Consider the following 25822-nt stretch of genomic DNA (forward strand, 5'->3'; position numbering starts at 1 on the left):
CCCCAGGTGATCGTCCCTGGTCAGCCTCTCATCCATCGCGCTCCCCGGAGGTCGATCGGCCGTCCGGGAGACCCGGCTGCCCTTCCACCGCGCCTCGCCCGGCTCCTCCGTGGACGGCGGTCTCGCGAGAGTCTTCGGCGGGGATGGCGGGGACGGCGGCGGCCACGGCCGTGCCCTGGCCCGGTTCGGATTCGACGGCCAGGGTGCCGCCGACGCCGCGGACGCGTTGCCGCATCCCGTCGAGGCCGAAGCCGTCAGCGGCCTTCTGCGGGTCGAATCCGGTCCCGTCGTCGCGAATGTCAAGGAGGACCGTTTCGTCCGTGTACGACAGTGTGAGGCCCGTCCGGGTGGCCCTGGCGTGCTTGGCGACATTGGCCAGCGCCTCCTGGGCGACGCGGAACAGCGTGGCCTCCACGTCGGCGGCCAGCGTGACCGGCGTGCCGGTGATCTCGAGCACGAGGTCCACACCGGCCGACCGTGACCACGACTCGGCCATGGCGGTGATCGCCTCGGGGAGTCTCGCGTCCTCCAGCGGCTCGGGACGCAGGGCGCGTACGGATCTGCGGGCCTCGGACAGGCTCCGGCGGGCCAGCTCGGCGGCCTGATCGAGGTGGCGGCGGCGCACGGGGGCCAGGGAGGCCCGGTCGGCGGCGTCGAGCTGACCGATCAGGGCGACGAGGTCCTGCGCCACCGTGTCGTGGATCTCGCCCGCCACGCGGTGCCGCTCGTCGAGCACGCCCGCCTGCCTGGCCTGGTCGAGCAGTCTGGCGTTCAGGTCGGCGTTCTCGGCCATGGCGGCACGTAGCCGCTCGACCAGGCGGCGGCGCTTGTCGTGCTCGCCCGCGACGTACCAGCCGGCGATGACCAGCGGGAGCGCCACGCCCGCGATCACGGTGAGCAGGGTGTCTCCGGCGCCCGGGCCCGCCTGGGCGGTCACGTTGACGAGGGCGGTGAGCGTCACGCCCGCCATGACCAGCCGGGCCGGGAGCATGGCGATGGCCAGCGGGTAGCCGATCGCCGAGAACAGGAGGAAAGCGGGGCTCGCGGCGGCCAGCGCGCCCGCGAGGGCGATCAGGACGAGATAGTGGCCCACGACGAGCACGCGGTGCCGGTCGCGGCGAGGGTGCAGCCACGCGATCGGCGCCACCCACACCGCCGCGACCGACGCCGGCACCGGCCACCCCGCCACGGAACCCGCGGCCAGGGCGCCGGCGCCCGGCCCGGCGGTCGGCGAGAGCCAGGTCACCAGCGGCCCCGCCGGCCAGCGAAGAAGCGGCCAGGACGCGGTGGCGGGCGCGTCCACGAGGGCGGCCGCGGTCGCGGAGATCGCGAGCAGTGCGTACGCGAGCCCCAGGAAAGCCCAGCGCTCACGGCCGTCGAGCCAGCTCATGAGTTCATAGCCTGGCACGTCATCGACCGATCGGTGGATGACGGGCATCCACCGACCGACGAACCGGGCAGGCGATGTGCGGCCGGTCCGGCCAGGGCGACCATCGGGTCATGAACTTTCCGACCCGTAGAGACATGTTCCACTTCGCCGCCGTCGCGGGGGCCGGCGCCGCGGGCGCCGCCGTAGCGGGGGCCGGCGCCGCGGGCGCCTCGGCGGCCGGGCCACGCAAGGACGTGACCACCTACGTCTTCGTGACCGGCGCCAACGGCGTGGCCGGCACCGACCCCGAGCTGACGCTGCGCGGCCACCGGACCCTGGGCGTGAACCTGCCGGGCCACGGCCCCGAACAGCAGTTTCACCGCGCCTACCAGGCGCCGCAGGACCTGGCGCAGCTGGCCACGCTGCCGTCGCCCATGGCGGGGGTCACGCTGGACGACTATGTGGAGGCCACGGTGGACACCGTGCGCCGGGCCTCGAAGCACGGCCCGGTGATCCTGGTGGGCGGCAGTCTGGGCGGCGCGACCATCACCAAGGCGGCCGACGCGGTGCCCGAGCTGATCGACCTGCTCGTCTACGACACCGCGTTCTGCTGCACGGATCTGCGCTCGCCCAACGACTATCTGGCGACACCGGAGGGTAAGGAGAGCCTCGCGGCGAGCGTGGCGGCGGGCGGCATCATCGCCGATCCGAGGGTGATCGGCGCGATCCGCATGAACTGGCGGACGAACGACAGGAAGTTTCTGGACGCGGTGAAGGCGACGTTCATGGCCGAGGCGAGCGAGGGTGAGCTGCTGGCCCTGCTCAACACGTTGCTGCCGGATGAGAGTCTCCAGGTGGGCGGCGCCGACGCCAGGGGGCGCAAGGAGGCGTGGGGACGAGTGCCGCGCGTCTACATCAGGCACACGCGGGACAAGATGATTCCACTCGCGCTGCAGGACCGGATGATCAAGGAAGCGGACGCGGCTACGCCGGACAACACTTTCAGGGTCTTCTCAGTGGAGGCGTCTCATGCGCCGACGGCCAGAACGTACCGGGAGATAACCGAAATCCTGCACAGACTGGCGAAATAAGAAGTGCTGGGGTACCAGGACTCGAACCTAGACTAACTGAACCAGAATCAGTCGTGCTGCCAATTACACCATACCCCACCGCTGGCGGCCCCTTGCGAGGCGCGCTCTTGGCGACGTCCGAAAGAATAGCCCAGCTCCGGGGCTAAGACCAAAACGATTACTCGGCGGCTCACAGCAGGGGCCCGGTCGTGCCAAGCTGAAGGGGACAAAACACCACGTGGAGGAGCCCCACCGTTGGCCGGAAACCCGTTCTTCGCCCCTAGTTCCCTGCCGTACGAGCTGCCGCCCTTCGCCGAGATCCGCGAGGAGCACTACCTGCCCGCGTTCGAGCGCGGCATGGCGGAGCAACTGGCGGAGGTCGACGCGATCGCAGGCAACTCCGAGCCGCCGACCTTCGACAACACGATCGCCGCGCTCGAGCGGTCGGGGCGGATCCTTGACCGCACGGCCACGGCCTTCTTCACCGTCGCCGCCTCCAACACCTCCGACGGCATCATGGAGATCGAGAAGGAGATCTCTCCGCAGCTGACCCGCCACATGGACGCCATCCGGCTCAACCGGGCGCTGTGGGCGCGGATCAAGCAGGTGTCGTCGGCGGACCCCGAGGAGTCCTGGCTGCTGGAGAAGTACCGGGACGACTTCATCAGGGCCGGGGCCGACCTGTCCGAGCCGGAGCAGGACCGGCTGCGGGAGCTCAACGAGGAGCTGTCGAAGCTCTCGACGGAGTTCGCGCAGAGCCTGCTGAAGGCGTCGACGGAGTCGGCGCTGGTCGTGGAGGACCCCAAGGAGCTCGACGGCTTCGACCAGGCGAAGATCGAGTCGCTGCTCAAGGACGGCAAGTACGTCCTGCCGCTGCTCAACTTCACCGACCAGCCGGGCCTGGCCCAGCTCACCGACCGCGAGGTGCGCCGCAGGCTGTACGAGCTCAGCGTGGGGCGGGCGCCGGGCAACTTCAGGCTGGCGGCCAGGATGGCGGCGCTGCGGGCCGAGCGGGCGGCGCTGCTCGGGTTCCCCAACCACGCCGCGTACGTGGTGGCCGACCAGACGGCCAAGACCGTCGAGGCGGTCGAGGAGATGCTGGGCCAGCTCGTCGGCCCCGCCGTGCGCAACGCGCGGAAGGAGGCCGAGGAGCTGACCGCGCAGGCCGGGTTCGAGGTCGAGCCGTGGGACTGGTCGTACTACTCCGAGAAGGTGCGTCAGGCCCGCTATGACTTCGACGCGGGCGCCATGCGGCCGTACTTCGAGCTCAACCGGGTCTACCGTGACGGCATCTTCTTCGCGGCCGAGAAGCTGTACGGCGTCACCTTCACCGAGCGGCCCGACCTCGGCGGATACCACCCCGACGTGACGGTGTTCGAGGTGTTCAACGAGGACGGGAGCCGGCTGGGGCTGTTCGTGCTCGACCCGTACGCGAGGGCGACCAAGCGCGGCGGGGCGTGGATGAACAACCTGGTCGACCAGTCGTTCCTGTTCGGGCTGCGGCCCGTGGTGATCAACAACCTCAACGTCACCAAGCCCGCCTCCGGGCCGACGCTGCTGACGTACGACGAGGTGAACACCGCCTTCCACGAGTTCGGCCACGCGCTGCACGGGCTCTTCTCGCAGGTACGGTTCCCGCGCGTGTCCGGCACCAGCGTGCCCCGCGACTTCGTCGAGTACCCGTCACAGGTCAACGAGATGTGGACGACCTGGCCCGAGGTGCTGGCCAACTACGCCAAGCACCACGAGACCGGCGAGCCCATGCCGGCCGAGCTGGTGGAGAAGCTGCAGGCGGCGGAGAAGTTCAACCAGGGCTTCAAGACCGTCGAATACCTGGCCGCCACGCTGCTCGACTGGGCCTGGCACAGGCTGGCGCCCGGGGAGACCGTGGACGACCCCGAGGCGTTCGAGGCGGCGGCCCTGGAAGCCGCCCAGATCGCCGTACCGCAGGTCAGGCCGCGCTACCGGACCAACTACTTCGCGCACATCTTCTCCGGCGGCTACAGCGCCGGCTACTACTCCTACATCTGGAGCGAGGTGCTCGATGCGGAGAGCGTGGAGTGGTTCAAGGAGAACGGCGGGCTCACCAGGGCCAACGGCGACCACTTCCGCCGTGAGCTGCTCTCCAGGGGCGGCAGCCTCGACCCGCTGACCGCCTTCCGCAACTTCCGCGGGCGCGAGCCCAGCATCCAGCCGCTGCTCGCCCGCCGCGGCCTCGACTGAGCCCGCCCATCGGGCCTTTCGTGTCCTACCCGCGCCCCTCCATCCACCGCACTTCGGTGGAGGTCCTTCGGAAGAAGGACCGGGGGCGCGGGAAGTGTGCCAAGCAGCCGGAAGAAGGGCGGCGCTCCAGTCGACCCACCGCCGGGCCGCCGGCCGAGCCGCCGGGTCCGCCCCACAGGCCGGCCAGGGCGTCGAGCCACCGGGTCAGCCCGCAGTCGGGCCAGGGCGTCGCTGTCAGCCCTGCAGGCGGGCCAGGGCGGCGCGCAGTCGCTCCTCGGCCCGCTCGCGGCCGAGCACCTCGATCGACTCGAACAGCGGCAGGCCCACCGTCCGGCCGGTGATCGCCACGCGCACGGGGGCCTGGGCCTTGCCGAGCTTGAGCCCGTGGGCCGTGCCGACCTCCTCCAGCGCCTCCTTGAGCGACTCGGGGTCCCAGCTCACCGTCACCAGCCGGTCCAGGTAGTCGGTGAGGATCTCCACCGGGGAGTTCTTCATCGCCTTGTCCCAGGACGCCTGGTCGAAGACCGGCTCCTCGAGGAAGAGGAAGTCGACGTTCTGCCGGATCTCCGACAGCACGGAGATGCGGGTCTGGGCCAGCGACGCGACCTTGCTGAACAGCTCACGGTCCCAGGAGGGGTCGAGGTAGGGCGCGCAGCGCTCCTCGAAGATCTCCAGCGGCAGCGCCCGGATGTACTCGCCGTTGAACGCGCGCAGCTTCTTCTCGTCGAAGAACGCGTTGGACGGGTTGACGTTCTCCAGGCGGAACAGGGGCACCATCTCCGACCACGGCATGATCTCGCGGTCCTCGCCGGGCCCCCAGCCGAGCAGCATCAGGTAGTTGACCATGGCTTCGGGCAGGTAACCCTCCGCGCGGTAGTCCTCGAGCGCGACCTTGTCGCGGCGCTTGGACAGCTTCTTGCGCTGCTCGTTGACGATCACCGGCAGATGCGCCCAGACCGGCGGCTTGGCACCCAGCGCGGGCCACAGCAGCTCCTGCCTGGCCGCGTTGGGCAGGTGCTCCTCGCCGCGGGCCACGTGCGTGATGCCCTGCGTGATGTCGTCGACGGCGTTGGCCAGCACGTAGAGGGGCGAGCCGTCGCTGCGCGCGATGACGAAGTCTTCCTGCGCGTTGTTGGGGAACTCCACCCGGCCCCGGACCAGGTCCTCCACCACCGTGACGCCCTCGTCGGGCGTGCGGAAGCGGACCGCGCCCGCGCTGAGGCCGCGGTCGCGGCAGTGGCCGTCGTAGCCCTTGTCCTGGGAGCCGGTGCGCTCCTGGACCTGCTCGCGGGTGCAGTCGCAGTAGTAGGCCTTGCCGTCGGCCAGCAGCTTGGCCACGGCCTCGCGGTGCTGCGGCTCGTAGGCCGACTGGAAGTAGGGGCCCTCGAACGCCGGGTTGCCGCCGTTGACGCCGATCCAGTCGAGGGCCGAGATGATGCCCTCGGTCCACTCGGGCCGGTTGCGCGTGGCATCGGTGTCTTCGATGCGGAGGATGAACCGCCCTCCGGACTGCAGGGCCACGGCCCAGTTGAACAGCGCCGCGCGGGCGCTGCCCACGTGGAACATGCCGGTAGGAGACGGGGCGAACCGCACCCGTACGTCAGTCACGGGAGACCACCTTGTTCGTGAGTGTGCCGATGCCTTCGATGCCGACGCTGACCTCGTCGCCGACCTGGAGGGGCCCGACGCCCGCCGGGGTGCCGGTCAGGATGACGTCGCCGGGGATCAGGGTCATGACCGCGCTGACGTAGGCCACCAGCGCGGGGATGTCGTTGATGAGCTGGTTCGTACGCCCGCTCTGCCGGATCTCGCCGTTGACCGTGGTCGTGAGGGCCAGGTCGCTCGCGTCGAGGTCGGTCTGGATCCACGGCCCGAGCGGGCAGAACGTGTCGAACCCCTTGGCCCGGGTGAACTGCACGTCCTTCTTCTGCAGGTCGCGCGCGGTGACGTCGTTGGCGCAGGTATAGCCGAAGATGACGTCCTTGACCCGCTCGACCGGCACCTCGCGGCACAGCCTGCCGATCACCACGGCCAGCTCGCCCTCGTAGTCGACGCGGTCGGACAGCGTCGTGGGGTATGCGATGTTCTCGCCGTGGCCGATCACCGACGTGGACGGCTTCATGAAGATGAGCGGCTCCTCGGGCACCTCGTTGCCCAGCTCGGCCGCGTGCTCGGCGTAGTTTCTGCCGATGGCGACCACCTTGCTCGGCAGCATCGGGGCCAGCAGCTTCACCTGGGACAGCGGGTATCGCTCGCCGGTGAACTGCACCTGGTTGAACGGATGACCGGCGACCGTGGAGACGACCTCCTCGCCGGGGCCGCCCTCGACCACGCCGAACGACACGCCATCGCCTGTGGAGAACCTCGCTATACGCACCCGACAAGGCTATCGCCGCAGCCGGGGGCTCCGCCCAACCTGCGCCCCCTCGCGACACGCCTAACCTCCCGCAAGTCAGGAATTGTCGATAAATGCCCCCAAAGTCCTTTTCGTTGGGCATCAGCCCTGTCCATGGCGGTTATCAGTCCTTACTAGGGAGGACAAACAGGGGGGTGACGGTCGTGTCGGACACAATGTCTAACCGGTCCACGGAGGCCAGTCAGGCCGCGACCGTACCGAAGGCCAGGACGTACGAGGGCGGCCCGGCGAGCGCGCTGGTCACCGACAAGGGCACCACCACCATCGCCGATGGTGTCGTGGCCAAGATCGCCGGACTCGCGGCTCGCGAGGTGTCCGGTGTGTACGCCATGGGCGGAGGCACGGCACGCGCGCTGGGCAGCATGCGTGGCATGGTCGGCGTCGAGGAGAGCGTCTCGCAGGGCGTGTCGGTCGAGGTGGGCGAGCGGCAGGCCGCCATCGACCTCGACCTCGTGGCCGAGTACGGGACGGCGATCCCCGAGCTGTCGGGCGCGGTGCGGAAGAACGTCATCAACGGCGTCGAGCGGATGTGCGGGCTCGAGGTCACCGAGGTCAACATCAGGATCGACGACGTCCATCTGCCCGAGCAGGACCGCGAACGGGAGAGCGGCATGACCCGCGAACGGGAGAGCGGCATGGCCCGCGGCGGGCAGCAGAGGACGGACACCGGGCAGGAGCCGCGGGTCCAATGACGGAAACCGGCCCGCCCCCGGCGGCCGACGTCACGATGGGCGCCGGGACGGGACCCGCGGGCGGCGGCACGGCCGGTGACGCGGCCGGTGACGCGGACGAGGCGCGGGCGATCGCCGAGCGGGCGCGTTCGTGCCAGGGCGTGGCCGGGCTGTCCGGCGGCCCGTTCGGGACGGTGGCCACGTACCTGCCGGGCAAGCGGCTCATGGGCGTCTCCGTGAACGACCGCGCGGTGGAGATCGCCATCGTCGCCACGACGGACCGCCCGCTCCCGGAGACCGCCGACGAAGTACGGCGGGCCGTGTCGGAGCTGGCCGGAGACCGCCGGGTGAACGTGCGCATCGACGACGTCGTGGAGGGATCATGAACAACCAGTGGATGCCGGTGATCGGCATGGCCGTCGGCATCGTTCTCGGGCTCGTCGCAGCCTTCGGTGGGCTCTTCGCGTTCCTGCTCGTGCTCGTGCTCGGCGCGGTCGGCTTCCTGGTCGGCCGGATCGCGGAGACGGGCCAGCTGAACCTGACGTCCGAGAGGCGGAGATGACCACCGGCACTGCCACCGGCACCGCGGCTGTGCCCGCGCAGCGTCCCGCACCCCAGCCGCCGCCGGAGCTGCGCGGGCGCACCCAGGTCGCCGGCCGGGTGGTCTCCAAGATCGCGTGCTGCGCCGCCGCGGAGGTTCCCGAGGTGCGTGAGGTGCATCTCGGGAACCTGCCGTGGACGCGTTCGTCGAGCGCTGAGGTCCGTGGCGATCAGGCCGCGGTCCGGCTGACCGTGAGCCTCGCCTACCCGTCGCCGCTGCGTGCCGTGGCGGCGCGGCTCAGGGAGCACGTGATCGACCGCGTCGCCACGCAGACCGGCCTGAACGTCACGCGCCTGGACGTGACTGTGACCGACCTCGGTGGAGAACCGCCATGAACGAGCATCCAGAGACCGAGGGTGGACCTTCCCCGGCGCTCCCGGTGACGCGCGACAGGGCCGCCGACCGCGCGGCGGTGCGGGCGTTCCGCCCGAACCGGAGGATTCCGGCCATCGTCGTGGCCGTCCTGCTGACGCTCCTCAGCGTCCTCGTCGCCGCCGAGACCATCTCCGCGCTGGTGGGCCGCCCGCTGCGCTGGGTGCCGTACGACCGGATGCTCGGCTGGGCCACCTCTACGCTCTGGTCGAACCCGCTGTTCCTGCTGGCCTCGGCGGTCGTGGCGCTGCTCGGGCTGGCGCTGCTGGCCACCGCCCTGGTCCCGGGGCGGCCCAGCATGGCGCCCGTACGCAGCGGGGACCCCGACGTGATCATCGGTCTGCGCCCCAGGAGTGTGGGCAGGGCCCTGGCGCACGCGGCCGAGGAGGTGCCGGGCGTGCACTCGGCCCGCGCCACGGTCCGCGGCCACACGGTCGCGGTCACGCCGGTCACGTCCGGGTGGGACAAGGAGAGGTTCGCTCAGGAGGTGCGCGCCGCCGTGCTCACCAGGCTGGCGGCGATGAACCTCGTGGAGCCGTACCGGGTGGCCGTGAACGTCAGGGAGCGCAAGTGAGCAGGAAGACCAGCCGGGGCAACCGGTGGGGACTGGCGCTGGTGGGGCTGGCGCTGACCGTCCTGGGCGGGCTCGCGCTGGCCCGCGGGCTGGGCGCCTGGGGAGCCGCGCGGGCACCGATCGTGGACGGCGGCGTACGGGGGTTCTTCACGCGGAACGGCCCCGGCATCTGGTGGCTCGTGGCGCTCGTGTCGATCGCGGTGGCGCTGCTGTCGCTGCGATGGCTGCTCGTACAGGGACGCAGGGAGATCGCGCACGGCGCGGTACAGCTGGAGAGGTCGCCGACCGGCATCACCGAGGTGTCGGCACCGGGAATGGCGCACGCGGTCGCCGCCGACGTCGAGTCGAGCCCGGTCGTGCTGAGCGCCCACGCGGACCTGGTGGGCCCGCCGAACCGTCCCGAAGTGCGGCTACGCGTGGTCACCGACGAGTCCGCGCCCCTCGGCGAGCTCGGCCGGCACCTGTCCACGGTGGCGCTGCCGCACATGCGCGACGCGCTGGACCGGGATCATGTGGCGGCGGTGGCCCGCGTTAGCCTGGAGCCCTCACCGGCCCGGCACCGGGCGGTGCGCTGACGAGAGGGGTGTCCCGTTGTCCGTCGTGAAGATCAACGTGCTGAACGTGCCCGCCGACATGCGCGAGGAGCTCGAACGCCGTTTCTCCAACCGCGCGGGGATGGTGGAGTCGGCCGACGGGTTCGAGTGGTTCGAACTGCTGCGGCCGGTGGAGGGCACGGAGCGGTACCTCGTCTACACGCGCTGGCGCAGCGAGGAGGACTTCCAGAAGTGGCAGCAGGGTGAGGCGTTCCAGCGCGGACACGCCCAGGCGGCGCAGGCCGCGCAGGCGCAGGGCCACGGGCACGGCCACGGGCAGGGGCCCGCGGCGACCGGTTCCGAGCTGTGGACGTTCGAGGTCGCCGAGAGCACCGGCCCCAAGTCTGCCGAGGATTAGGCGTCCAGCGGGTTGCGCGCGATGCGGTCCACGATGCCGGAGCGTAGGAACTGACCGGCGAGGCTCGACGGCTTGCGCGCGCCCTGCTCGGAGATGCACGCGCTGAACTCTTTGGCGATCTCCAGCCGCGGGTGGCGTTCGAGGACCTCCCGCCGCACCTCCTCGGGGATCTCGTCCGTACGGCGGCCCGAGATGTCCATGCCGGTCGAGAGCTCCAGCAGGTGGCCCTCCGGGTCCTCCTCCACCGGGACCTCGTCCCACATGTGCCGGATGATCACCTCGCGGGCGCGCATCCTCCGCTCGGGCGACCAGCCGGCCCCGGCGCAGAACACCCACGCGACATCCCCGCCGGCCTCCTCGTAGGGCAGGGTGTGGCTGTCGAACTCGGCGACCACCCCGATGTCGTGCAGCATGGCCGACACGTACAGCAGCTCGGCGTCGAACGCGATCGCGTGGCCGCGCGCGTACGCGGCCGCCCACAGGTAGGCGCGGATCGAGTGGTTGAGCAGCGAGGGCGTGTGGTAGCGGATGGCCACTTCGAGCGCGCCGCGGCAGGCGGGCGTGTCCGGGATCACGAGGTCGTCGAATCTCACGGGACAAGCATGTCCTGACGTGTACGGTCTCCGCCATGCAGGACGCGCCCGCATGTCGTCACCTCGCTCGGGCATCGAGCATCTAACGAATCCGACACGCAACTTGACCGGTTGATCGCAATTCGGACAGCATGATCCGCCTTTACTTTTATGTCCCGGAAGGAACTGGCGTGCGCCGGCTCGCGATACCTCTTGCTCTCATGCTGGCAATCGGCGGGTCAGTCAGCCCCGCGCATGCCGACAAGGTGACCCGCACCACGGAGTGCCAGGGCGACTGGCTGCCCGGCACGCCGACGGCCGACGACGTCATGAAGGGCGAGATCTCGCTGGTGGGGCTGCCCCCGTTCAAGCTGGGCAAGAAGATCAACTGGGCTGCGAGCCCGTACGGGAACCGTTCGTGGGAGTTCGTGTTCCAGTCGCTGCGCTGGATGGGCACGCTGGTCGTCGCGTACGAGAACAGCGGTGAGCAGCGCTACCTGGATCGTGCCACCGAGATCGCCAAGGACTGGGTCGCGAACAACCGGCGCGGCGCGCGCGGCACGAAGTCGTACGTGTGGAAGGACCACCCGGTCTCGCTGCGCACGCAGCCGCTGCTCTGCCTGAGCATGCACGTCAAGGAGAGCTGGCTCAAGGACAGCCTGGCCGACCACGCCAAGCTCCTGTCGGACTCGCGGCTCTACAAGAAGGGCCACAACCACGGCATGGACCAGGACATCGCGCTCATGGGCATCGGCTGCCGCTACGGCCGCAAGGACTGGGCGGACCTGGCCTCCCGCCGCCTGACCGGCACGGTGAAGCTCGACGTCGACTCGCAGGGCGCGCTCATGGAGCAGGCGCCCCGCTACGCGGTGTACGTGTACGACCGGCTGCAGGTCGCGATGACCAACATGAAGGCGTGCGGCAGGAAGGTGCCCGGCGAGATCGCCAAACGGGCCGAGGCGCTGAAGGACTTCGTCGCCCACTCGACCATGCCGAACGGCTACATGGTGCCCCTCGGCGACGGCACCGCCGAGACCGAGCCCAAGATCGACACGGGGACACCGAAGCAGGAGGTCAAGGCGTACCGCGCCGGTTACGTCTTCGGCCGCACGGCCTGGGGCAAGCCCGAGTCGGCGTACTACTCGATCAGGTTCGGGCCGGGGCTGAAGTTCCACGGCCACGAGGACCACCTGGGCGTCACGTACTACGCGCAGGGCCGCGACATCCTGGTGGACGGTGGCTTCCACTCGTACGAGAAGAGCTCCTACCGCTACTGGACGCTCTCGCCCGAGGCGCACAACGTGCCGACGGTGGTCGGCGCCCGCTTCCGGCCGCGCACCTCCTCCAAGCTCGTCGGCACGAAGTACGGCAAGGGCCGGCAGTCGTTCAAGCTGACGGACAAGGCGTACGGGGTGAGCCGCACCAGATCGGTGCTGGTGAACCACGGCGAGGACCTGATGGCGGTGCGGGACACGGCGTCGGGCGGCAAGAAGATCCAGAACCTGTGGCGCTTCGACCAGGCGCTCAAGCTGCTCTCCAACGGCGGGGGCAAGGTGGTGCTCGGGGACGGCAAGTTCAAGGTCACGCTGCTGCAGTTCGGGGCGTCGTGCGAACGGGTCGGAGGGCAGAAGGTGGAGCGGGGCGGGAAGCTCGGCTGGGTCTCGCCCACGTACCTGTCGAAGAACCCGACCAATGTGGTGGTGTCGCCGGCGGCGAAGTCCCTGCTGACGGTGATCGTGCCGGGAACGGACTCGCCCAAGGTGTCGTGCTCGGGCGGGAAGGTCACGGTGGAGGGCATCGCCTTCCCCGCCACCGCGTTCTAGCCCCTAGGAGGCGGCCAGGCAAACCGTCTCCTGGGGAAACGGTGTCTGTCCTCACTCGGTCTGGGCCGTGACGATCCATGCCGAGGCAGGTAGCCGTACGGCGCCGCCGCGTTCATAACGGCGCAACGCCGTCGCCAACGCGGCCCGGGCTCGTGCCGTGGCGCTCTCTTCAGCACCGGAGAAGAAGCCGGCCAGCTGAACGTCGAACAGGAAGTCCGCAGCGTCGGCAGCATCGTTGCCCAGCACGGTGAGGTACTCCACGGGGGACGTCGCAACGGCCATGAAGCCCGCCTCGTCGAGCACGTCGCGAATGTGCGTCGGATCCGTGAAGTCTGCGACTCCTCGCAGGCGTCCCTCGAGCTCCGGGGCGGGAAGATGCTGGGCCAGCGTGTCGGAGATCGCTCCGGTCTGGCTGTTGCCGGCGCGGTGACACACGAACGCCAGTCGGCCCTTGGGGCGGAGCGACCGTCTGACGTTGGCGAACGCGGCGACGGGGTCGTCGAAGAACATGACCCCGGCGCGGCTGATGGCCACCTCGAAGTGCGCGTCCTTGAGCGGGTGGACCTGGGCGTCACCACGCTCGAAGGTGATGTTGCCGATGGCTTGCTCCGCGGAGAGGCGTCGAGCGATCTCGAGCATCGGAGCCGACAGGTCGATCCCCAGGGCACACCCGCGGGCCGCGTGACGTGCGGCGATGCGGGTGGTGTCGCCCGTGCCGCAGCCGATGTCCAGAACCCGGTCACGCTCGCCGATGTCCGCGGCGGCGAACAGGTGCTTGTTGGCAGGTGCGGCCATGCGATCCAGGCGTGGATGGTGATCGGCCCAGCGCCTGCCTTCCTCGCCGTTCCACGCCTCCTCCTGCCTGACGTTGGCCACGAGCGTCACCGGGACGCCTCCGCGTCACTCAGCTGTTTGGCGAAGTGCCCGCGGCAGTGGGTGCAGCAGAAGCCGTAGGTCTTCCCGTCGCGCTCCAGGATGACGGCATCTCGGCGCGCGACGGTGGCGCCGCAGACGGGATCGACGATCATGTCGTCCGGGACCGGCGTCGCGGGGCCGGTCTTGGCTTCCTCGATCAGCCGCAGGAGGTCGGAGGAGCGCTGGACCCGCCCGTGCAGGCCGTAGCCGCCCTCGGGGAGGCTGATCACGTGCACCACGGCCCGCGGCTCGGGATTTCCTTCCGCCTGCGCCAGCTCTGCGGTGATGCGGGCGATGAGGTGCTCGCTCATCTCCTTTCCCCACATCCCGGCGATCACGTTCGCCACGTACCAGGGGCCTTGCGAGGCATCGAGCGGCCGCCCACCGGCGTTCCATACCTCTTCCTCGCGTACCACCACGTGGCTGAGCGAGTCGAGCAGGTCGATCACGCCAGGGTCGGCGGCCGCCGACTCCCCGTCCGCGCCCGACAGCAGGCGCCGCCCCGTCAGCCGCGCGGCGAGGCTTCGGCGCTCTTGCTCATCGAAAACGCCCTTGGGCACCAGTAGCTCAATGAACAGCATCGTCGATTCATCCTTTTCGAAGAGGTCGACCGGTGGCAATGTTTCCGCGCCGGATTACTCTCCGTCGTCGGCCCAGGGACGACTCTTCCGGCTACCACGCCGGTCGTAGCGGGCCGGCGCTCTACGACGCGGGGAGTATGCGAAGTCCGGTACGTCACCGTGCTCGTGGGGGAGGGAACGATTGCGCGACCGAGGTTCCGGGACAGCCGGTTGGGCAAGCGCCGACGGTCCCGGAAAGGTGTGCCGATACTCCCTCGGGGTCACGCCGACCGACCTGATGAAGTGATGGCGCAGGTTTCCTGCCGTCCCCATGCCGCACAACTGGCTGATCCGTTCGACCGACAGATCCGTCGACTCCAGCAGGTGCCGGACCCGGGCCAGGCGCTGGGCTTGCAGCCAGCGCAGCGGGGTGGTGCCGGTCGCGTCGTGGAAGCGGCGAACGAGCGTGCGGGGGCTCAGCCCGGCGTGCTCGGCCATCTGCGCCACCGTGAGCCGCAGGTCCATGTTCTCGATCGCCCACTGCAGGACAGGAGCCAGCCCGTCGTCGCCGGTGCGCGGGACCGGCGTCTCTATGTACTGCGCCTGCCCGCCGGGACGATGGGCCGGCACGACCAGGCGCCGCGCGACCCGGTTGGCTACTTCGGCGCCGAAATCGGTCCTGACGAGGTGCACGCACAGGTCGATGCCGGCGCTCCGGCCCGCGCTGGTCAGTACATCGCCCTCGTCCACGTACAGGACATCGGGATCGACTCGGACCCGGGGGTGCCGGGTGCTGAGGGTATCGGCGTACTTCCAGTGGGTGGTGGCCCGCCGTCCATCCAGCAGCCCGGCCGCCGCCAGGGCGAAGGCGCCGGTGCACAGCGAGACGATCCGTGCTCCGCGAGCGTGGGCGGCCTTCAGCGCCTCCAGCAGTCGCGGATCGACGCTCTCGCCCGACAGCACGCTGTCGCTGGGTAACGCCGGAACTACCACGGTGCCGGCGGTGACGAGCGCGTCAAGATCGTACGGGGCGTGCAGCACGAACCCGTTCTGGGCCTGCGTCGCCTCCGGGTCGACGGCGCAGATCCGGAGCTCGTACCAGGGATCCGCGAACTCGTTGCAGTTGGTGCCGAAGATCTCGCAGGCGATGGAGAGCTCGAACAACGGCATGCCGGCGGTGATGGCGAGCGCCACCACCCCCGTGGCGTTTCCCATGCCTTCACTGTAACGGCAGGATCTTGATGAAGATTGGCAGTCCTGCACCTCGTCAACGTTCGCCACTCTTCAACACCCTGGTACGCGTGAACAACGTAACCACTGCCGCTTCGCACGTGAGGCGGCGGCCGGGGCTCGCGTTCGCCCTGACCGCCGCCGTCATCGGGCTCAGCCTGGGCGCGTCAGCCATGCCCTCTCCGCTGTACAAGCTCTACGCGGCCACCTGGCACCTGCAGACGTCCACGGTGACGCTCATCTACGCCACCTACTGCTTCGGCGTGCTCGCCTCATTACTGATCTTCGGCCGGGTCTCCGACTCCTGGGGGCGACGGCCGGTCATTCTGCTCGGCCTGTTGGGGCTGCTCGCCTCGATGGTGGTCTTCATGGTCGCCGGTGGTGCGCCCTGGCTGTTCGCCGCCCGCGCCGTCCAAGGGGTGGCCACCGGCATCGCGATCAGCGCCGCGGGAGCGGCCCTGCTCGAGCTGTATGAGGGCGGCGACCCCGCCAAGGCCAGCCTCTACAACGTCGTCGCCAGCGCCCTGGGCATTGGGATAGGCGGCCTGGCCGGCGCGGTGCTCGTCCAGTACGCGCCCGGCCCGTTGGTCACCCCGTTCATCCTGCTCGCCGCACTGATCGTGCTCCTGCTCCTCGGCATGTTGACGGTGCCGGAGACGGTGACGGGCAACGCGCGCACCGGATTCAGGATCGCGGCGCCGGGTGTGCCGCGGCAGATCATCGGCCCCTTCACGCTCGCGGGCCTCGGGATCACCTATACCTGGTCGATGACCGGCATCTACCTGGGACTTGTCGGAACCCTGGCCCCCGCGCTCCTGCACACCAGGAGCAACCTCGGGTCCGGTCTGGCCATCCTGGCACTGGGCGCCACGTCGGCGGTGCCGCCGCTGCTCACCCAGAGAATGGCCCCGGCCCTTCAGATCGTCTGGGGCTCGATCACGCTCACCGGAGGCATCGTGCTGATGGCGTGGTCCTTGGCCGCCGAAACCGCGGCCGGGTTCATCACGGCCAGCCTGATCATCGGGGTGGGCGTCGGCTTCGGGATGTTCGGCGCACTGCGCACCGTCGGCGCCGCCGCGCCACCCGACCGGAGAGCCCAGGTGATGGCCGCGCTCTACATCGTCGCCTACGCCGCCATCTCGCTGCCCGCCATCGCCGCCGGGTTCACCGTGCGCCTCCTGGGTGCCGCTCACACCTTCGAGGTGTTCGGTGCGGCCATCGCCGTCGTCTCGCTCTTCACGCTGGTTCTGGCCGTGGCCCGGCAGAGGGCCGCGACCAGAGCCGCCACTACTCCCGCCGGCGCCGCATAAGGGTGCGACTGGTGTGGTCGAGGCGTCGCTGACTGCGGGTGCCTGTCGGAGGAGCCACGGAGCGACGCCATCCCTCGCCAACGCGCCTTCACAGGAGTCTGTTCTGCTCCACTGCGATGCCATCTGAGGCTAACTGAGAATCGTTGCAGGAGCTACACTTCTCAGTTAGCCTCAAAGCGTGAATCACGCTGAAGCGGATGTAGCGCTCGCCATGCTCGGGCACGGGGTCACAGCAGACTCCCTGGAAACGGACACGCTGGATTTCAAGCTCGTCGCCGACTCCCCGAAGGCAACGCTCAATCTGCTCGCCGACGCGCTCGTCTGCTTCGTCAACGCACGCGGCGGCACCGTGGTGCTGGGCGTCGACGACAAGGCGACCGAGCGCGGGCGCGCGCTGCGCGGGGTTCCGGCGAATTACTCGGTCGACCTCATACGCAAAGGGATATTCGATCGGACAAGCCCGCCTATCACTGCGTTCGTTGGCGAAAGAGACGTCGACGGCGTACGCGTCGTGCTCGTCACCGTCCCTCAGGGAGTCATGCCGCACAGCAACGCGGCCGGGCTCGCGACGCGTCGGCTTGGAAAGGAGTGCCTTCCATTTCCTCCCCATCAACAACGGGAGGTCATGATCGCACGCGGCCAAGTGGACTGGTCGGCAGATGCTTCCAGCATCGGCATCGGCCACCTGAGTGGTGTCGAGATCGAGCGACTGCGCCGCCTTCTGGAAGCTGCCGGTCGCGATCACCTGGCCGGGCTGACGGATCGGGCGCTTCTTGAGGCCCTCCGGTTGATCGCTCCCACTGGGAACGTCACCAACGCGGGCGTGCTGCTGCTCGCCGACGAATCAATGATCGCCGACATCGCGCCGGGCTACGGATACTCATACCAATTCCGCCCTACATCCGGCAGTGAAGCCACCGGAAGGATGCGGGGAAATCGCCCGATCATCGCGGCGATCCAAGTCCTTACTGATGCCATAGAGAGCCGCAGAGAGATTCATCCGCTCAATCTCGCCGGCGGAATCCAGCTTCAGCTCACCGACTATCCCAGCGTCGCGGTGAGGGAGCTCGTAGTGAACGCCCTGATTCACCGGTCGTACGAGACGGGCGGCACGGTCGATGTCGAGCACTCTCCTGAGCGTTTGGTGATCACAAGCCCCGGAGGCCTGGTGTCAGGAGTAACTCCCTCCAACATCCTCACCTATCCTTCAACGCCCAGGAACCGTCTGCTCACGGAAACGGTCTCCATCCTCCAGTTGGCGGAGAGAACCGGCCAAGGGGTGGACAGGGCCTACCGGGAAATGCTGCGGATCGGCAAGGAGCCGCCGCTGTTCGAGGACAGCGGCACACTGGTGCGGGCCACCCTCGCCGGCGGCATAGGCAACGACGCATTCGTACGCTTCATCAGTGACCTGCCGCCCAAGGCCGGCAGAGACCTCAATGTGCTGCTTGCCATGTCGCTACTGCGCCACAACAGTGGCATCGACGCGCCCAAGCTCGCCGGGGTAATTCAGAGAGCTCCGGCAGAGGCGCAAGAGGTCCTGCTTGTCATGGCTGACGAGTACAACTTGATCGAGCCCACCAAACGAACGGCAAAGAAGCCCTTCCCCACATACCGCCTGAGATCGGATGTGCTTGCGGCAATGTCGAGATCGGTCTCATATCGACGCCGCTCCATCGACGACACCGACCAGAAGGTCGTCGACCATGTGAGAGAGTACGGCTTTGTCACCAACCAGACGATACGCCGGCTCTTCGATCTTCACGTGTACGCCGCTCGCGACCTCCTCAACAGCCTGCGAGAGCGACAGATCATCGAGAAGATAGGCGATGCACGAGGAGGGACAGGGGTCAAATACGGCCCGGGACCGAAGTTCCCCAAAAGTAGATCATGATTTGGCGCTGCCCGAGGGCTCGAGCTGATCCCGCCAACTCCGGCTCCGCTCATGACCAGCGAGAAAACGGTTCGCTCCTGGGACTGTGATGCGAGCGTAGCGTCTGGGTCGGCATCTTCTGGCTGACCCGCGCCAGAAGACAGGAGATCTCGGAGTGACGATCGCCTTCGGAGCGTCTCCGCCTTGGCCTGAGCCCTCTTCCGGGCCGCCTTCATCGTCGTCACCGATTCCCAGCTCACACCAATGGGTGGGTTACGCACTTCAAGGTGCCTACTTCCTGACAGGAAGTTTCTCTCCAATGCTGATGCTGGGAGGCAGAAGGCGCCACCCCCAAGTGCACGACGAAAGGCAACCAGATGAGCACGCCCTCCCTCTCTCTTCCCGGCGGCACCTGGACTCTGGGTGACCTGACCGTCACCCGGTTCGGTTACGGCGCCATGCAACTGGCCGGTCCATGGGTCATGGGGCCGCCCGCCGATCGCGACGGCGCCCTAGCCGTTCTGCGGGAAGTGGTCGACCTTGGTATCACCCACATCGACACCAGCGACGCCTACGGGCCGCGCGTCACCAACGAGTTGATCCGCGAGGCACTCCACCCTTATCCCGAGTCGCTGCACATCGTGACCAAGGTGGGCGCGACCCGGGACGAACAGGGTGGCTGGCCTCCGGCCCGGCGACCCGAAGATCTGCGCCGCCAGGTCCACGACAACCTCAAGTCCCTTCGGCTCGACGTACTCGACCTGGTCAATCTCCGACTCGGCAACGCCGAAGGTCCCCAGCCCGGCTCGCTCTCCGAGGCGTTCGAGACGCTCGTCGAACTCCAGCAGGAGGGCCTGATCCACCACCTCGGGGTCAGCAACGCCACCGCGGAGCAGGTCACCGAGGCACAGAGCATCGCGCCGATCGTGTGCGTGCAGAACATGTACAACCTCGCCCACCGCCACGACGACGAGCTCATCGACCGGCTCGCCACCGACGGCGTCGCGTACGTGCCCTTCTTCCCCCTCGGGGGCTTTACCCCGCTTCAGTCCTCGGCGCTCTCGGCGGTCGCCGCTCGACTGGAGGCGACACCGATGTCCGTCGCACTGGCCTGGCTGCTGCAGCGATCGCCGAACATCCTGCTCATCCCCGGCACGTCATCGACGGTACACCTGCGCGAGAACATCGTCGGCGCGGGACTCTCCCTCGCTCATGAGGACTTGACCGAGCTGGACGACATCAGCCGCTGAATGCCCCAGAGCTGAACGGTCCACAAGTCACGGCCGAAGCATCCAGCAGGCCCGGTAACCGGGTGACGGGCGGGCGATGGCGACGGCGTCAAGAACTGTCGACGTCGGTGCACAGCGCGAGGGGGCGAGCCTCGACCGTCCTGACGGAAGATGATCGCGACGCCCAGCGCGGCGTTGGAGGGAACGAACAGTTCGTCGGGACCGGTTCGGGTGACCGGGACGTCGTTGTCGCGAGCGCGGGCACGAGACTGCCCGTTGATGGCGTGCCGGCGGAGCGGGCTGGAGCGCCTGCGGGCCGTCCGGAATGTCCCTGGCCTGGAGCGGGTTGAAGCACGTGTGAAAAAGATCGGGTTCCTCAGCTTCGGGCACTGGATGTCTTCGCCGTACTCGGAAGTGCGCAGCGCGTCCGACAGCCTGCTGCAGGCGATCGAGTTGGCCGTGGCCGCCGAGGAACTCGGCGCCGACGGCGCCTACTTCCGGGTCCACCACTTCGCCCACCAGCTCGGGAGCCCGTTCCCGCTGCTGGCGGCCGTCGGCGCGAGAACGAGCCGGATCGAGATCGGCACAGGCGTCATCGACATGCGGTACGAGAACCCCCTCTACATGGCCGAGGACGCCGGTGCGGCCGACCTCATCGCGGGCGGCCGGCTGCAGCTCGGCATCAGCCGCGGGTCACCGGAGCAGGTGATCGACGGCTGGCGCTACTTCGGCTACGAGCCGGCCGAGGGTGAAACCGAGGCGGACATGGCGCGCAGGCACGCGGAAGTCTTCCTCAAGGTGCTCGACGGTGAGGGTTTCGCCCAGCCCAACCCGCGGCCGATGTTCCCCAACCCGCCCGGGCTTCTGCGTGTCGAGCCGCATTCGGAAGGGCTGCGGGACCGGATCTGGTGGGGTTCCAGCTCGAACGCGACCGCGAAGTGGGCTGCCGGGCTGGGCATGCACCTGATGAGCTCCACCCTGAAGGACGACGAGAACGGCAAGCCGTTTCATGTGCAGCAGGCCGAGCAGATCGCGGCCTACCGGCAGGCCTGGAAAGAGGCCGGTCACGAGGGCGAGCCACGGGTTTCGGTGAGCCGCTCGATCATGCCGATCGTCACCGACACGGACCGCGCGTACTTCGGTCAGGAAAGGGCGAGCTCTGACCAGATCGGCTTCATCGACGCCACCACCAGGGCCATCTTCGGGCGCACGTACGCCGCCGAGCCCGACGTACTCGTCAAGGAACTGGCCGCCGACGAGGCGATCGCGGCGGCCGACACGCTGCTGCTGACGGTTCCCAGCCAGCTCGGCGTGGACTACAACGCCCATCTCCTCGCATCGGTCCTGAACCACGTCGCTCCCGCGCTCGGCTGGCGTTGATCGGCGGGATCCGTCGGTTGGACAGCTCGCCGAGCGCTGGGATGTCGTGCAGTCGGCATCCATCCAAGCCAGCGGCGCTCGGCAGGAACGTCATAAAGCGTTGACGAACTGTGTCGCTTCGCTGTGTCCCATGCCGGTCTCACCGATGACGAGGTGGATGGCCTGGTCGGTGCGCCCCTCCTGCTTGAGACGTCGTACGCGGGTGGCGAGATCCTCCTGGGATCGCCCAGGCTGGGCAGCGGGGGGTGCGGCGAACGGGGGCCGCTGCGGCACCGGTCCGGACGCGAAACCGTTGGGCGGTGGCGCCACGGGGTGGATCGGCCTGCTCGGTCGGGTGGCTTTGACGATGACGATGATGAGTGCTGCGACGCCGCCTACGACGACGGCCAGCACGACAAGGATGACGAGGAGCTCTACGACGCCGAAGTTCGGCGCCTCGGCCAGCCAGACGCTCATGTTCGCCACGTTATCGCGGGTTTGATCACAACCCTCGCGGAAGAGCTGAACCCGTCGGCAGCCAGTGCCCTGCCGCCGACCGCCGCAGGTAATCGGCGGTCTCGGCGTCAGCGGGAAAGAGGGCCTCGACGGCGATCTCATCGAGCGTGATGTCGAAAGCCGCGCCGAACGTCGTGATCGTGCTGAAGAAGCAGAGTTCGACCCCGTCGTGCCGGAGCCGGATGGGCATGGCGATGTCAGTGGGCCCCGCGGTGGGCGGGTCATCCTCGGTGCCGTACGACCGCAGCTCCTCGTACAACTCGCTCAGTTCGGGGTCCCCCGTGCGGGCCGCCTGGCGGGCGAGGCGAGGCAGCAGGTACGCCCGCACCTGCCCCAGATTCCGCAACCGGGGCGCGAAGCCGCGCGGGTCCAGGCCCAACCGCATCATGTTGACCGGCGGCTCCAGCAAGGCCGGATCGACACCGTCCAGGAAGATCGTCATGGCCGAGTTGGCGAGCAGCACGTTCCAGTGGCGGTCCACGGCGACCGCGGGGAACGGCTCGTGCCCGCGGAGCACTCCTTGCACGGCCTCGTACGCCTTGGCCAGGTCTGGATCCTCCAGCGGACGACGCTCATAGGCCGGGGCGTACCCGGCCGCGACGAGAAGCCGGTTGCGCTCCCGCAGCGGGACGTCCAGGTGCTGGGCCAGGTGCAGGAGCATGGCGCGGCTGGGCATCGTACGCCCCGTCTCCACGAAGCTGATGTGCCGGCTGGAGACGTCCGCCTGTATGGCCAGGTCGAGCTGGCTCAGGCGGCGACGATGCCGCCACTCCCGCAGCAGCTCGCCGACCGTGCGATCCCGATGCATCCTCCAGTTGTATCCACCCGCCACACTGGTGATGATCCGGACGGGCCGTTATGTCAGCTTCTCGGCCGTAAACGACCGAGCTTGCAGCTCCTCGCCGTCGATGGCTTCGACGGCGAAGTCCACGTCAGGCAGCGTGACTCACTGCCCAGCCCGCCACACCGCGTGAGGCGATGTTGCGGGCTGCGTTGACGTCGGCGTGCTCAGCGAAGCCGCACGACGTACATGAGAAGGTTTCTTGGTCGGGCCGGTTGTTCTTGTCCACGTGCCCGCAGGCCGAGCACTGCTGGCTGGTGTAGGACGGGTCGACGTGGATGATGGCGACCCCGGCCCGGGCCGCCTTGTAGGAGATGAAGCTCCCGAGTTGGTGGAAGCTCCACGCATGCAGCGTGACCCGCTGGGGCTTGCGAAGCCGTACCCGGTCGCGGATGCCTTGGAGGTCTTCCAGGGCGATCCCTTGTCCGGTGCGTTCTGCCTCGGTCACGATCTGCTTGGCGATGACATGATTGGTGTTGGCGGCGAAGCGCGCCTCGGCCCGGCGCCGCTTTTTCAGCAGCCGCTTGGCCGATTTGGTGCCTTTGGCCTGCAACCGGCGTCGCAGCTCGCGCCGCCGGTGGCGGACTGCGTTCAGTGCCTTGCCGCAATGCCGGGTGCCGGTGCTGGTGGTGGCGATGTTGGCGATGCCCAGGTCCACGCCCAGGAAGCCGTCTGGCAGACTCACCGGCCGGTCGGGAAGGTCGCAGGTCGCGATCAGGAACCACATGCCGTCCCGGCAGACCAGGTCGGACTCGCCCTTCCGGTAGGCCGACAGGGTTTTGAGCTGCTCGGCGGAGGCAGTGAACGTCAGGTCTTTCAGCCTCCCGGCAACCGTCCAGATCGACACCGTCCGCGCGTCGATCTGCCAGGACAAACATCGGTCATCGAAGGGCTGAGCGGCCTCGGAACGGAAGACGATCGGCTTGGATTCGGCTTTGAGGCGTCGCGCTGAGCCCGGCTTGCCCAGGTTCCCGGCCCGCAGGTTGGCGTGCAGGACGGCGTAGGCGTCGGCGACCTTTTTGATGACGTGCTGAGCGGCCTGGGCGGCCAGCCCGTAGTGGTCTTTGATGCTCGTGTAGGCGTGCTTGCGCAGGTCGTAGTTGCGGAAGACCCGATGATCGTAGGCCAGCGTGGAGACCTGGCAGGCTGCTGCGTTGACCGCGCGCAGGGTCGCCTCCAGCGCCGCCGCCTGCTCGGGCGTCGGCAGGAGTCGCACCTGCACCACCAGCTTCATATCGAACACACTAACATTTGGCCTATGTCACCGCGATGGGAACCCCATCCCGATATCCGGCGTGGGCGCACCGTCGTCTATAGCCTGCATGCCCATTTGGTCTTCACACCCAAATATCGGCGTGGAGTGTTCACCGACGAACTTCTGCGCCGCTGTGAAGAAATCATGATCGAGGTATGCGACAGCTTCGGCGCCGAACTGGTCGAGTTCAACGGCGAGCATGACCATGTCCACTTGCTGGTTCACTACCCGCCCAAGGTCGCGCTCTCCACCTTGGTCAACTCTCTCAAAGGCGTCTCGGCCCGGCTGCTGCGCAAGGAGTACAGCGCTCATGTCCGCCGCTATCTGTGGGGCGGCCACTTCTGGTCGCCCAGCTACTTCGCCGCCTCCTGCGGAGGCGCACCCCTGTCGATCATCAAGGAGTACATCGAGAATCAGAAGCGACCAGGCTGAGCCACTCACGCGAAGCCAGCCGTCACGGCACCGCTCGGGCCTGGGGCCCTCCCGCGCTGTCGTTTCCTCCCGGGCGCAATCGCCCGGGGTTCCACGCCAGATCCTGCTGAATGCCACGGCGCCCCGGCCTTGCGTTAGACCTCTCGGCTCGGTCTGTCCATTACATGCCGTGTAATCGACAGCACGAGCGCGTTGCCGCGATGGTGATCCGCATGACGGAGAACAGCGTTACCGAACGCAACAAGGAACTCGTCCTGCGCGGCTTCACGGAGTTCGCGGCAGGCAACATCGAGATACTGCGCACCTTGATCCGGGAGGACTTCTTCGAGCACAGCCCGGGAAATCCCTCAGGGCGGGACGCGTTCATCGAGTTCATCGCGGACTCCCCGGTCGCCGAGTCCCGCCTCGACCTCAAGCGAGTGATCGCCGAGGACGACCACGTGGTGCTGCACTATCACATGATCCCGCCGGGGAACGAGCGCGGACTCGCGGTCGTGGACGTGTGGCGGCTGGTGGACGGGCAGATCGTCGAGCACTGGGATGTGGTGCAGCCGGTGCCCGAGCCAGAGGAGATCCCGAACGGGATGCTCTGAGCGAGTACGTGCCCGCAAGGCCCGCGCTGCCATCGCCGACAGGTCACCGGTGAGGTCGTTCGGGTCCGAGTCCCTTGCTGATTCGGGTGCGGAGGGAGTGCAGGGCTTGCCTGAGTTCGGCCGGTTCGATGTCTGTGATGTCGGCGTCGAAGGTGAGGAGCAGCCCTGCCAGTCCTGGCCATGACCATGCGCCGAGTGTGAGCCGGCATGTGGTTTCGGTGTCGTACCCGACTGTTGATCCGCCTGGGGCGAACCGGGCGACGGTGGAGGCGGGCAGAGCGATGATGGCTGAGCCGCGGCATGGCCATTCGGCGGCGGCGTCTCCGCGGTCGTGTGCGGTCATGACGAAGGCGACGGGATCGCCGTGCGGGATGTCGCGCCGGTCGAAGGGGGTGTGCGTGGGCAGGCGTGGTTTGACGCGGTCCACGCGCATCGCGCGCCATCGGTCCGCATCCAGGTCGAAGGCGACCAGGTACCAGCGTGCGGCCCAAACCACGAGGTCGTGCGGTTCCAGCGTGAGTGTGACGGGTTCGCCGTCACCGGTGTAGTCCACGCGAACGAGGTGCTGCCGGTTGATCGCGCTGCCAACGGCGCGGACGATCTCGGCATCGATCGGTGGCGCGGGGAACTCCCAGTAGTTGCGGGCCGAAGAGACGGTGAACGCTTCCGCGTGCAGGCGGCTGCGCGCGGGCATCGCCTGGTGCAGCGTGGCGAGAGCACGGGCCGCGTTCTCACGGATGCCGGAGAGGACAGTCGGCACGGTCTGAAGCGCGACGGCCGTGGCGACGGCCTGATCTTCATCGAATACGACCGGCGGCAAGCGGGAAGCGCGACCGAGCCGATATCCCCCACCTGCTCCGCGGACGGCCTCGACCTCGTACCCGAGCTCCCGGAGGGTATCAATATCGCGACGCACGGTTCTCACCGACGCTCCAAGCCGGGTGGCGAGTTCCTCGGCGGTCAAGGTCGCACCGATCCCGAAGATCGACAGCAGCTTGAGCGTCCGCGCGGAGGTAGCAGCCATGATTCTCCGATTCTCTCCCCGATAGCGGTCACTCGACGGCAAC

At 68.5% G+C, this 25822-nt stretch carries 27 protein-coding genes and 1 tRNA gene; 16 read left to right on the forward strand and 12 right to left on the reverse strand.

Annotated features, from left to right (window positions below):
* Positions 1-28 precede the first annotated feature (28 nt).
* Complete coding sequence (locus ABD830_RS24460; RefSeq protein ID WP_344991513.1) at positions 29-1390, reverse strand: sensor histidine kinase; 1362 nt, start codon at positions 1388-1390, stop codon at positions 29-31.
* A 110-nt stretch (positions 1391-1500) separates the two neighbouring features.
* Between ABD830_RS24460 and ABD830_RS24465 the strand changes: the two genes are divergently transcribed.
* Positions 1501-2460, forward strand: a complete 960-nt coding sequence (locus ABD830_RS24465) for an alpha/beta fold hydrolase (RefSeq protein WP_344991516.1) — start codon at positions 1501-1503, stop codon at positions 2458-2460.
* 6 nt (positions 2461-2466) lie between these two features.
* Here the strand turns inward: ABD830_RS24465 and ABD830_RS24470 are convergent.
* Positions 2467-2538 (reverse strand) — tRNA-Gln (locus tag ABD830_RS24470).
* 156 nt (positions 2539-2694) lie between these two features.
* On the opposite strand from ABD830_RS24470, the gene ABD830_RS24475 reads away from it, so the two are divergent.
* Complete coding sequence (locus ABD830_RS24475) at positions 2695-4662, forward strand: M3 family metallopeptidase (protein WP_344991519.1); 1968 nt, start codon at positions 2695-2697, stop codon at positions 4660-4662.
* Between the two features lie 234 nt (positions 4663-4896).
* On the opposite strand, the gene gltX is transcribed toward ABD830_RS24475, so the two are convergent.
* Complete coding sequence (gltX, locus tag ABD830_RS24480) at positions 4897-6270, reverse strand: glutamate--tRNA ligase (protein ID WP_344991522.1); 1374 nt, start codon at positions 6268-6270, stop codon at positions 4897-4899.
* Entirely contained in the window at positions 6263-7039 is a 777-nt protein-coding gene (locus ABD830_RS24485) for a fumarylacetoacetate hydrolase family protein (RefSeq protein WP_344991525.1), read from the reverse strand. The genes gltX and ABD830_RS24485 overlap by 8 nt, the downstream gene beginning before the upstream one ends.
* 194 nt (positions 7040-7233) lie before the next feature.
* On the opposite strand from ABD830_RS24485, the gene ABD830_RS24490 reads away from it, so the two are divergent.
* From ABD830_RS24490 to ABD830_RS24520, 7 genes are read left to right on the forward strand one after another with little or no spacing between them, the layout of a single operon-like run.
* Positions 7234-7770, forward strand: a complete 537-nt coding sequence (locus ABD830_RS24490) for an Asp23/Gls24 family envelope stress response protein (protein WP_344993005.1) — start codon at positions 7234-7236, stop codon at positions 7768-7770.
* Positions 7767-8135 carry an Asp23/Gls24 family envelope stress response protein gene (locus tag ABD830_RS24495; RefSeq protein WP_344991528.1) on the forward strand — a complete coding sequence of 123 codons (369 nt, stop codon included), beginning with the start codon at positions 7767-7769 and terminating at the stop codon, positions 8133-8135. The genes ABD830_RS24490 and ABD830_RS24495 overlap by 4 nt, the downstream gene beginning before the upstream one ends.
* The gene (locus ABD830_RS24500; RefSeq protein WP_344991530.1) at positions 8132-8311 is read left to right on the forward strand and encodes a DUF2273 domain-containing protein; all 180 of its coding nucleotides are present in this window, start codon (positions 8132-8134) and stop codon (positions 8309-8311) included. The genes ABD830_RS24495 and ABD830_RS24500 overlap by 4 nt, the downstream gene beginning before the upstream one ends.
* On the forward strand, positions 8308-8685 hold the full coding sequence (locus ABD830_RS24505) for an Asp23/Gls24 family envelope stress response protein (protein ID WP_344991533.1): 378 nt from the start codon (positions 8308-8310) through the stop codon (positions 8683-8685). The genes ABD830_RS24500 and ABD830_RS24505 overlap by 4 nt, the downstream gene beginning before the upstream one ends.
* On the forward strand, positions 8682-9296 hold the full coding sequence (locus tag ABD830_RS24510; RefSeq protein ID WP_344991536.1) for a DUF6286 domain-containing protein: 615 nt from the start codon (positions 8682-8684) through the stop codon (positions 9294-9296). The genes ABD830_RS24505 and ABD830_RS24510 overlap by 4 nt, the downstream gene beginning before the upstream one ends.
* The gene (locus tag ABD830_RS24515; RefSeq protein WP_344991539.1) at positions 9293-9871 is read left to right on the forward strand and encodes an Asp23/Gls24 family envelope stress response protein; all 579 of its coding nucleotides are present in this window, start codon (positions 9293-9295) and stop codon (positions 9869-9871) included. The genes ABD830_RS24510 and ABD830_RS24515 overlap by 4 nt, the downstream gene beginning before the upstream one ends.
* Positions 9872-9887: 16 nt before the next feature.
* Entirely contained in the window at positions 9888-10247 is a 360-nt protein-coding gene (locus ABD830_RS24520; protein ID WP_344991542.1) for an antibiotic biosynthesis monooxygenase family protein, read from the forward strand.
* Here ABD830_RS24520 and ABD830_RS24525 read toward each other — a convergent pair.
* Positions 10244-10840 carry an HD domain-containing protein gene (locus tag ABD830_RS24525; protein ID WP_344991544.1) on the reverse strand — a complete coding sequence of 199 codons (597 nt, stop codon included), beginning with the start codon at positions 10838-10840 and terminating at the stop codon, positions 10244-10246. The genes ABD830_RS24520 and ABD830_RS24525 overlap by 4 nt on opposite strands.
* Before the next feature lie 200 nt (positions 10841-11040).
* Here ABD830_RS24525 and ABD830_RS24530 point away from each other — a divergent pair, with 200 nt between their 5' ends.
* Complete coding sequence (locus ABD830_RS24530) at positions 11041-12642, forward strand: heparinase II/III family protein (protein WP_344991547.1); 1602 nt, start codon at positions 11041-11043, stop codon at positions 12640-12642.
* Between the two features lie 51 nt (positions 12643-12693).
* On the opposite strand, the gene ABD830_RS24535 is transcribed toward ABD830_RS24530, so the two are convergent.
* Genes ABD830_RS24535 through ABD830_RS24545 form a run of 3 tightly spaced genes read right to left on the reverse strand, consistent with a single transcriptional unit; the run spans position 12694 to position 15332 of the window.
* Positions 12694-13527, reverse strand: coding sequence for a class I SAM-dependent methyltransferase (locus ABD830_RS24535; RefSeq protein ID WP_344991550.1), 834 nt, complete (start codon positions 13525-13527; stop codon positions 12694-12696).
* On the reverse strand, positions 13524-14138 hold the full coding sequence (locus ABD830_RS24540; protein WP_344991552.1) for a hypothetical protein: 615 nt from the start codon (positions 14136-14138) through the stop codon (positions 13524-13526). The genes ABD830_RS24535 and ABD830_RS24540 overlap by 4 nt, the downstream gene beginning before the upstream one ends.
* A 54-nt stretch (positions 14139-14192) precedes the next feature.
* A complete protein-coding gene (locus ABD830_RS24545; RefSeq protein WP_344991555.1) occupies positions 14193-15332 on the reverse strand; it encodes a helix-turn-helix domain-containing protein in 1140 nt (379 codons plus the stop codon).
* Between the two features lie 86 nt (positions 15333-15418).
* On the opposite strand from ABD830_RS24545, the gene ABD830_RS24550 reads away from it, so the two are divergent.
* The 4 genes from ABD830_RS24550 (at position 15419) to ABD830_RS24565 (ending at position 21139) form a co-directional block, all read left to right on the forward strand.
* Positions 15419-16657, forward strand: coding sequence for an MFS transporter (locus tag ABD830_RS24550; protein ID WP_344991558.1), 1239 nt, complete (start codon positions 15419-15421; stop codon positions 16655-16657).
* Positions 16658-16835: 178 nt separating this feature from the next.
* Complete coding sequence (locus tag ABD830_RS24555) at positions 16836-18551, forward strand: ATP-binding protein (RefSeq protein ID WP_344991561.1); 1716 nt, start codon at positions 16836-16838, stop codon at positions 18549-18551.
* Positions 18552-18907: 356 nt separating this feature from the next.
* Positions 18908-19780, forward strand: a complete 873-nt coding sequence (locus ABD830_RS24560) for an aldo/keto reductase family oxidoreductase (RefSeq protein ID WP_344991564.1) — start codon at positions 18908-18910, stop codon at positions 19778-19780.
* Positions 19781-20116: 336 nt separating this feature from the next.
* Positions 20117-21139 carry an LLM class flavin-dependent oxidoreductase gene (locus ABD830_RS24565; RefSeq protein WP_344991567.1) on the forward strand — a complete coding sequence of 341 codons (1023 nt, stop codon included), beginning with the start codon at positions 20117-20119 and terminating at the stop codon, positions 21137-21139.
* A 90-nt stretch (positions 21140-21229) separates the two neighbouring features.
* Here ABD830_RS24565 and ABD830_RS24570 read toward each other — a convergent pair whose 3' ends face one another.
* The 3 genes from ABD830_RS24570 to ABD830_RS24580 form a co-directional block, all read right to left on the reverse strand.
* Positions 21230-21595, reverse strand: a complete 366-nt coding sequence (locus tag ABD830_RS24570; protein WP_344991570.1) for a hypothetical protein — start codon at positions 21593-21595, stop codon at positions 21230-21232.
* 25 nt (positions 21596-21620) lie between these two features.
* Positions 21621-22442, reverse strand: a complete 822-nt coding sequence (locus tag ABD830_RS24575) for a helix-turn-helix domain-containing protein (RefSeq protein ID WP_344991573.1) — start codon at positions 22440-22442, stop codon at positions 21621-21623.
* A 124-nt stretch (positions 22443-22566) separates the two neighbouring features.
* Complete coding sequence (locus ABD830_RS24580; protein ID WP_344991576.1) at positions 22567-23709, reverse strand: RNA-guided endonuclease InsQ/TnpB family protein; 1143 nt, start codon at positions 23707-23709, stop codon at positions 22567-22569.
* Between the two features lie 24 nt (positions 23710-23733).
* Between ABD830_RS24580 and tnpA the strand changes: the two genes are divergently transcribed.
* Both tnpA and ABD830_RS24590 read left to right on the forward strand, forming a co-directional pair.
* On the forward strand, positions 23734-24162 hold the full coding sequence (gene tnpA / locus ABD830_RS24585; RefSeq protein WP_344991579.1) for an IS200/IS605 family transposase: 429 nt from the start codon (positions 23734-23736) through the stop codon (positions 24160-24162).
* A gap of 212 nt (positions 24163-24374) precedes the next feature.
* A complete protein-coding gene (locus tag ABD830_RS24590) occupies positions 24375-24755 on the forward strand; it encodes a nuclear transport factor 2 family protein (protein WP_344991582.1) in 381 nt (126 codons plus the stop codon).
* Positions 24756-24798: 43 nt separating this feature from the next.
* On the opposite strand, the gene ABD830_RS24595 is transcribed toward ABD830_RS24590, so the two are convergent.
* A complete protein-coding gene (locus ABD830_RS24595; protein ID WP_344991585.1) occupies positions 24799-25779 on the reverse strand; it encodes a helix-turn-helix transcriptional regulator in 981 nt (326 codons plus the stop codon).
* Positions 25780-25822: the final 43 nt, after the last annotated feature.

This window comes from Nonomuraea helvata (assembly GCF_039535785.1).
Taxonomy (GTDB): Bacteria; Actinomycetota; Actinomycetes; order Streptosporangiales; family Streptosporangiaceae; genus Nonomuraea; species Nonomuraea helvata.